Consider the following 6,153-nt stretch of genomic DNA (forward strand, 5'->3'; position numbering starts at 1 on the left):
ATGAAATATCAGTAGAAGGAAGAAATCATGCGGAGATTTTATAAAATCCATCAAGGTAAAATTGTAGAAGTCCCTGAAGAAAATGGGTCTATTGTTGAGGTATATATCCAGCCAAGTATTGATGAAAAAAAAATGCTTATTGATAAACTCCAAATTGATGAACATACCTTAAATTCCGCATTAGACCCTGATGAACTTGCCCGTGTTGAATATGAACAAGACCATGTTGCCTTTATTATAAAAAAGCCCAAAAATTATTCCGCTGAAGATGAATACCACTTTAAAATCATTTCCATAGGGTTGTTTTTATTTAAAGACAGGGTTATTATCATTTCCAGTGAGGACACACCCTTATTTTCAAATAAGCCGCAGGCGGGGTTATCATCAGCACCCGATATAATACTTCGTGTTATATATAACTGTATTTCCCATTTTATTGAATACCTTAAAGTAATAAATATGGTGGCTGAAGAAGTAGAGTATCGGATTAATCGTTCTTTAGAAAATAAATTCCTTATTAATCTTTTTGCATTAGAAAAAAGTTTAGTTTATTACTTAAATGCTATACATGGGAATGGACTGATTCTTGCAAAACTTCGTGCAGGTGCAGATAAGATTGGCTTGAGTGAGGAAGGGAAAGAGTTTTTAGATGATTTAATTATCGAAAACGACCAGTGTTTTCGTGTAGCCGATATCCATTCTACCGTGTTATCAAATCTGATGGATGCACGGGCTTCTATTGTGAGCAATAATTTGAATGTATTGATGAAATTATTAAATATCATTACTATTGCATTAATGGTTCCAACATTTATTGTAAGTTTGTTTTCTATGAATGTTCCTATTCCAGCCCAACATCATCCTCATATATTTTATTTAATCGTTGTTTTGTGTATTATATCTGCAGTAGGTGTTCTCTGGGTATTTTTCCGATATAGAGAGATGTAAGACTATATCTTTTCTACCTATAATGTTAGAGGGCTTCAGGATTTACCGGGTTGGGTGGTGTTTTTCCATTAAGACGGGCAATAATATTTTGAGCAGCAATTTCTGCCATGCGAGAGCGGGTTTCGACGGAAGCACTTCCTAAATGAGGTATTAAAATGGCATTGGGACAGTTTAATAAATCGGGATGAATTTCGGGCTCTTTCTCAAAAACATCTAAACCAGCAGAGAAGATGTAACCTTCTTTAAGTGCCTGAGCCAATGCTTCTTCGTCGATTACAGGACCGCGGGATGTATTAATGATGCAGGCAGTCCGTTTCATTTTTTTGAATTCTTCAATTCCGAAGGCATGATAGGTGCTTCGTGTTAAGGGGCAATGGATGGATATAAAATCGGATTCTCTTAATAAGGTTTCTTTATCTACAGGTGTTGCTTTAATATCTTCAGGTAGTTTTGGCTCGGTTACATCATAAAAAATCACTCGCATATTAAATCCTGTGGCTCTTCTTGCGACGGCCTGACCAATTCTTCCCATGCCAAAGATACCTAATGTTTTTCCGTGCACATCCATACCTAAAAGTAATGTGGGATTCCAGCCAGCCCATTGAGAGGCACGAACCAATCGTTCCCCTTCACCCAATCGGCGGGCAGTAGCCATTAAAAGAGCCCATGCTAAATCGGCTGTAGTTTCCGTTAAAACCCCGGGAGTATTGGTCACGACAATTTTCCTTTTCGTTGCTTCGACTATATCTATGTTATCAAATCCAACGGCATAGTTTGCAATTATTTTTAACTGAGGTCCTGCTTGTTCCATAAGTTGTGCGTCTATTTTATCTGTAAGCAGACATAAAAGGGCATCAATTCCTTTGACTTCTTCTAATAGTTCTTCATACGGAATGGGAGTCTCACCGGGATATATTTTTATATTTTCTTTCCCGAAGTTCTGATACAATAAAATCAAACCTCTTTCGGGAAGATTGCGTGTAACAAAAATTTTGGGTTTGTTCATAAATTTTTATCCTAACGCTACATCTAAAAACATCATAAGAGCAAAGCCGAACATTACACCTACAGTGGGTAGGTCTGTATCTCCTTCTTTTTGGGCTTCAGGGATAAGTTCTTCTGCCACTACGAAAATCATAGCCCCGGCAGCGAATGCTAATGCAAACGGCAAAACAGGTCTTGCAATTATAACAGCGAGAGCACCAATTACCCCGGCAATTGGTTCGACGATACCAGAAAGCTGTCCTATAAAAAAACTTTTCCATGGAGATAAGCCTTCTCGACGAAGAGGTAGAGCTACAGCAGTTCCTTCGGGTAAATTTTGCAAGCCGATACTAATAGCAAGAGCAATAGCACCCGTTAGAGATGCACCTGGAATTCCGTATGCAGTTGCTCCGAAAGCGACACCTACGGCTAATCCTTCAGGTATATTATGCATGGTAATAGCCATTACCAGAAGGGTACTTCTTCTCCAATTGGTATGAATACCTTCTGCATTTTCTATGGATAGTCCCTGGTGCAAGTGGGGCAGTATCTTGTCCATAGCCCATAGAGCAACACCCCCTAACAAAAAACCTACCACAGCCGGTAACCAGGGGGGTAGTCCCATTTCTTTACTCATCCCGATAGAGGGTTCCAGTAAAGACCAGAAGGACACTGCAATCATTACACCTGCGGCCATTCCTAAAGTTGCATCAAGAATTTTTTGGGGAATGGGCTTTGCCCACAAAGCAGGCAAAGCCCCTAATAGTGTCATAAACCATGTAAATAATGTTGCTAATAATGCAAGTATTGCTGGATGTAGTTCACTCATAAGTATTAGACGGTATATGTTGAAGCAGAAGTTGAACCGCCACGCCCGGTCCAATTGGTATGGAAAAATTCCCCTCTGGGTTTATCCACCCGTTCATAAGTGTGGGCACCAAAATAATCGCGTTGTGCTTGAAGGAGATTTGCTGGAAGCCATGCACTCCGATAACCATCAAAATAACATAATGCCGAACTGATAGCAGGGACAGGAATTCCTAATTGAACGGCAGTAGAAACAACCCGACGCCAACTATCCTGTGTTTCATTGACAATACCTGCAAAGAACGGGTCTAATAATAGATTTTCTAAATGGGGGTTTCGGTCAAAGGCTTCTTTGATTTTGCCTAAAAATACAGAACGGATAATGCAACCTCCCCGCCACATTAAGGCAATACCTCCATAATTCAAATTCCATCCGTAAGTTTTTGCTGCGGAACGCATCAATTGATAACCCTGAGCATAACTTACAATTTTAGATGCATAAAGGGCTTTGCGAAGGTCATTAATGAATTGTTTTTTATCGCCTGTAAAATTTGTTACTTTCCCCTGTAATGTTTGACTGGCTTTTACGCGTTCTTCTTTGATTGCAGATAAGCACCGTGCAAAAACAGCTTCTGCGACAGCCGTTAATGGTTGTCCTTCATCTAAAGCAGAAATAACAGTCCATTTCCCGGTGCCTTTCTGTCCGGCTGTGTCTAAAATGAGGTCAACAACATATTGTCCTTCTTCATTTTTGTAGGCAAGGATGTCGCGTGTAATTTCAATTAAGTATGAGTTCAATTCTCCTTCATACCATTCCGAAAAGACCTGATGCATTTCCTCATTGGACATTCCCAGCCCTTGTTTCATTAGGTGATAAGTTTCGCATATCATTTGCATATCGCCATACTCAATACCGTTATGTACCATCTTCACAAAATGTCCGGCTCCATTTTCGCCTACCCAATCGCAACAAGGTTCCCCTTCGGGTGTCTTTGCACAAATAGATTGGAAAATATCTTTAACATGTTCCCATGCTTTAGGAGAACCACCGGGCATCATGGAAGGACCTTTCAATGCCCCTTCTTCTCCACCTGATACACCTGTGCCAATATAAAGAAGTCCTTTACTTTCTAAATATTTTGTTCTACGGGTTGTATCTGGGAAATGACTATTTCCTCCATCAATAATAATATCACCCAGGTCTAATAAAGGAATCAGTTGCTCAATAAAATCATCTACTGCCTGGCCGGCTTTTACCATGAGCATAACTTTTCGTGGCTTTTTTAGGCTATTAACGAGTTCTTGTAAAGAATGACAGCCTTTTATATTCTTCCCTTTTGCGCGACCATTGATGAAGTCATCTACTTTGGATACGGTGCGATTAAATACAGCGACACTAAAACCCTTGCTTTCCATGTTTAATACCAGGTTTTCACCCATTACGGCTAAACCTACTAATCCAATATCTTTAAGTTCGTTCATACAATTCTCCTTTTCTATTTATAATAGTTTTAATTTGTAATAGAATTATATCGCAAATGCTATTTTCGATGCCCCTGAGGGATGTAAACAGGTAGTTTTTTGTCGGCGAAAATAGGTTTGAATTGAGTAAATCTTTGTTTTCCGTTTACCAGCGGTACACTTGCCCATTCTTCTCCAACCAGAGGCATAGCATATTTAATAAAGTCATCTGTAACATCAATTCTATTGGGGGCGATCCATGCTTCGGGGAATGTTCGTTCCGAATTAGCAACTTTTTCCAGAGGAACTTTATCGTAATACACATGATAAATGGAACCCGGTGTTCTTAATATAGTTGCCATCCAGCCATTTTCGCCTTCTAATGCGATGAGAACTGCCTTCTGGGCTACATTATAGGCTTCGTCTAAATCTACGGTAGAAGCATAAATGGCAGAGGATCGTTGGTCTGTTCCCATGACCTGACCACGGGCAGAACCGCGAACTGCCAATCCTTTTTCATTAAGCAGGTTTACGATTTTCTGGCTTGCAGTTAGTTTTGCAGAACCGAATTGGGTATGTCCGAAACTGTCTTTCAGTTCGCCGATTTCGCCCACTTCAAAACCTTCACTTACTACGATGATGCAACGACCATTTCGTTTAAGTTCGTCGTTGACAAGGTCACACATCTGTTCGGGGGTAACTTTCGATTCGGTCATATATATTTGCAGGGGTATTTGTCGGTCTGGGTCGGCTAATCGTGCCGAAGCGGGAATGAATCCAATTTTTCTGCCCATGGCTTGTAGAACTAATACGGGGTCTGCTGGACAGGAACCACGATTTTCCTCTTCCGCATTTTGCACCAGGCACATCCAGTAGCGGGCAACACTTCCATAACCCGGGGTGTGGTCAATAAGTTTAAATTCAGAATCTCCAACATCGTTGTCTATTGTTTTGGGAATACCTACTGCTACTAAATCCAAACCCTGCTCTAAGGCTAACTTGCTTACCTTGTTTGCTGTGTCCATGGAATCGTTTCCACCAATATAAAAGAAATAACCAATATTATGGGCTTTCATTACATCAATAATCCGCTGGTAATCCTCATCCTGTCCTTTTTTTAATTTATAACGGCATGTGCCGATGGACCCTGCTGCAGGTGTATGTCGAAGCAAAGCAATTTCTTCGGAATTTTGCTCGGATAAGTTTAAAAGTTCTTCTTTAATAACTCCTTCAATTCCATGCCAACCCGCGTAAACTGTACCGAATGTTTCAGGGAACATTTTGCAAGTTTCGATGACACCGCGAAGTGAATTGTTAATTACGGGACTAGGTCCACCTGATTGGGCAACGATAACATTCTTAGGCATTATTTATCTCCTTTCCAATGTTTATTTGATAAAGAGTATTTTAAATGATTGAATTTATGATGTGAAAGTAAACAATAATTATTCTTTCACGCGGTAGAGGACTTCCCCCGCTTGTGGGACAAAGAGAATTCCTTCTTCTTCTCGATTTTTCCAATCCTCTATATTTATTGAATTTGGGTCTCGATAACCTAAATTAATTTCATCGCATATTTCTTTAGGAATAGATGTGGCTAAGGTAACCTTTACTCGTGGCTTTTCAATGCCGTTGATATAGGTTCCTATTCCGCGGACATGTGTAGAATGGGCTAAAATTCCACCGGGAATATCTTGGAATTTATCCATTTGAGCAAGGAAATAATCACGAGTATGGTAACCAATTTTTCGAATTAAGTGCCCGTGCGTAACGCTAATTTCTTTTATGTGCGGTCCATAAATGATGAGTTCACCATTATCAGCGACGACAGGTTCTAATTTATACATGCATTTACCGGCTGTCCATATCTCGTCATACATAAGGGGTGATTCTGCAAGAACGGAATGGTAAGTGCGAGGTTTGAAAATAATATGAGTTTTCTCGGATAGGTCT

Annotated in this window: 6 protein-coding genes; 1 reads left to right on the plus strand and 5 read right to left on the minus strand. The window is 40.0% G+C overall.

The window, feature by feature from the left end; translation table 11 throughout:
• The first annotated feature begins 27 nt into the window (after positions 1-27).
• On the plus strand, positions 28-948 hold the full coding sequence (locus tag PLA12_09090; GenBank protein HOQ32653.1) for a magnesium transporter CorA family protein: 921 nt from the start codon (positions 28-30) through the stop codon (positions 946-948).
• 25 nt (positions 949-973) lie between these two features.
• Here the strand turns inward: PLA12_09090 and PLA12_09095 are convergent, their stop codons facing one another.
• From PLA12_09095 to PLA12_09115, 5 genes are all read right to left on the minus strand, one after another.
• Entirely contained in the window at positions 974-1,954 is a 981-nt protein-coding gene (locus tag PLA12_09095; protein ID HOQ32654.1) for a D-glycerate dehydrogenase, read from the minus strand.
• A gap of 6 nt (positions 1,955-1,960) precedes the next feature.
• Positions 1,961-2,761 carry a ZIP family metal transporter gene (locus PLA12_09100; GenBank protein HOQ32655.1) on the minus strand — a complete coding sequence of 267 codons (801 nt, stop codon included), beginning with the start codon at positions 2,759-2,761 and terminating at the stop codon, positions 1,961-1,963.
• A 5-nt stretch (positions 2,762-2,766) separates the two neighbouring features.
• Complete coding sequence (gnd, locus tag PLA12_09105) at positions 2,767-4,221, minus strand: decarboxylating NADP(+)-dependent phosphogluconate dehydrogenase (GenBank protein ID HOQ32656.1); 1,455 nt, start codon at positions 4,219-4,221, stop codon at positions 2,767-2,769.
• 59 nt (positions 4,222-4,280) lie between these two features.
• Entirely contained in the window at positions 4,281-5,567 is a 1,287-nt protein-coding gene (locus PLA12_09110) for a diphosphate--fructose-6-phosphate 1-phosphotransferase (protein HOQ32657.1), read from the minus strand.
• 78 nt (positions 5,568-5,645) lie between these two features.
• Positions 5,646-6,153: hypothetical protein (locus PLA12_09115; GenBank protein ID HOQ32658.1), on the minus strand; the 508-nt coding region annotated here is incomplete at its 5' end.

Origin of the sequence: Candidatus Hydrogenedens sp. (genome assembly GCA_035378955.1) — a bacterium.
Taxonomy (GTDB): domain Bacteria; phylum Hydrogenedentota; class Hydrogenedentia; order Hydrogenedentales; family Hydrogenedentaceae; genus Hydrogenedens.